The sequence below is a fragment of the uncultured Dialister sp. genome (genome assembly GCF_900541605.1).
In the GTDB taxonomy this organism is placed as follows: domain Bacteria; phylum Bacillota; class Negativicutes; order Veillonellales; family Dialisteraceae; genus Dialister.
Map to the genome: position 1 here is coordinate 1 of NZ_UQKJ01000205.1, position 2,033 is coordinate 2,033.

1 protein-coding gene is annotated in these 2,033 nt (G+C 57.4%); it reads left to right on the plus strand.

The window, feature by feature from the left end:
* Positions 1–161 precede the first annotated feature (161 nt).
* A complete protein-coding gene (locus QZR21_RS09065) occupies positions 162–1,559 on the plus strand; it encodes a glucose-6-phosphate isomerase (protein WP_296099616.1) in 1,398 nt (465 codons plus the stop codon).
* The last annotated feature ends 474 nt before the right edge of the window (positions 1,560–2,033 follow it).

The window sequence follows — 2,033 nt, forward strand, 5'->3', positions numbered from 1 at the left end:
CATATGATACCCCGCCCGTTCGCATGACATTCAGCCACCAGCTGCCATCTACCCATTCTCTTTACAATATGATAAAATAAATATACTGTATATTTGGAGGGAGAGTCTGCCATTCGGGGTGGGTGGCGGTGTTTTTTAGTGACTGTAATTGAGGACTTTGCATGAGTAAGAGCATTCATGATGAATTATATATCGATGTAAGCCATATGTTCGGCGAGGAATGGAATGTGACCAGGGAGGACCTGGCCCGCCATGAAGGGGACATCCACCGGGCGGCGAAGGCGGTGGGGGATATCCGGACGACGGGACTGGGGCCTGACGGGTCTTCTGTGCTGTTCCCGCACCTGCCGTACCTGCTGGAGGAGGATGTGCTCATCTCGAAGGGGGAGAAGGCGGCGCTCCTCACCCTGGGGGAGAAGGCGAAGGACTTTGATGTGCTCATTTCCATCGGCGTCGGCGGTTCTTACCTGGGAAACCAGACCCTCTTTGATCTCTTCTGCGGTCCCTACTGGAATGAAATGACGAAGGAAGAGCGGAAGGGCTACCCGAAGGTGTACTTCGCCGGCCAGAATGTGGATCCCGTGAGCCTTTCGGAACTGGCGGACTGCATCTGCCGGGAGCAGAAGCGGGCGGGGCGGCGGCTCCATGTGCTGCTTCTGGTGATTTCCAAGTCCGGCACCACCATTGAGCCGGTGTCGGCGGTGCGGGGGCTGGAGAAGCTGCTGTCCGATGTGTGTGACCTCCACCTCATGGCCATCACGGATAAAGAAAAGGGCCGCATCCGCCCGTTGGCGGAGAAGCACCATTTCCCCTGCTTCACGGTGCCCGACGGCATCGGCGGACGGTTCAGCGTGTTCTCCCAGGTGGGCCTGGTCTTTGGTATGCTCACGGGCATCGATATCCGGGAGTTCCTGAAGGGGGCAGCCATGGTGGAAGAGGCCTGCGGGAGTGAGGAAATCGAAGAAAACCCGGCGCTCCTGGTGGCGGCGCTGAAGTATATCGCCATGAAGGACTACGGCATTTCCACGGAAATCATCATGCCCTACGGCGACAAGCTCCGGTCCCTGGGCTGGTGGTACGCCCAGCTCCTCGGGGAGTCCCTGGGAAAGAAATATGACCTTGGAAAGCACGAAGTATTCAATGGCCGGACGCCGGTGGCTTCCGTGGGAACTACGGACATGCATTCCCTCACCCAGGAACACCAGCAGGGAAAGAAAAATAAGCTGGTCCAGTTCATCTCCGTGAAGGAACCGACAAGGGACGTGGAAGTGGAGTGCAATGAAAAAGACGCCACCGGCCCGGTGCCTATGAGCCGTATGCTGGACGCCGCCCTCCGGGCGAACGAGGAGGCTCTCGCCTCGGAAGGCCGCATGAGTTGCCACATCACCATGGAACGGCTCACTCCTTTCCACGTGGGGGCGCTCATGTACTTCTTCTTCCTCGCCATCTCCTACGAAGGGGCACTGGAAGAGGTGAACGCCTACGACCAGCCGGGGGTGGAGGACTATAAGAAAATACTCCACGAAGATCTCCGGAAGTATATTGTGGAACATAAATAGTTTGTATGAGAAGCCGCTTTCATCCGTTGGGAGCGGCTTGTTTTTTAGAGAGTTGAGAGTTGAGATTTGAGAGTTGAGGTCCAGCGGCTCCGCCGCGGGATCCTGTGGCGGAGTGTACGTGCGAACGGGCGGGGGCGAGTGAGATCGAGATCGAGACCGAGATCGAGGAAGATGGGGCCAGAGGACCTAAGGATCTAGATCTAGGTCTAGATCTAGGTGATCAGGCCCTTCGGGCCAATGAGATCGAGACCGAGGCCGAGATCGAGGGAATAGGGCTGTAGGCCCTAAGGATCTAGATCTAGGTCTAGGTCTAGGTGGTCAGGCCCTGCGGGCCGATTCCATCAGCTAACCTCAGCCCCGTGGGCAGCTCCTTCCCAAGGAAGGAGCCTTGTGCAGTGTCAATGGGACGTTTGGGGTGCAGAGTCATTAGGATTCCAGTTGCGGCTGAGCCGCTGGTGGTTAGCCTCCTTCCTC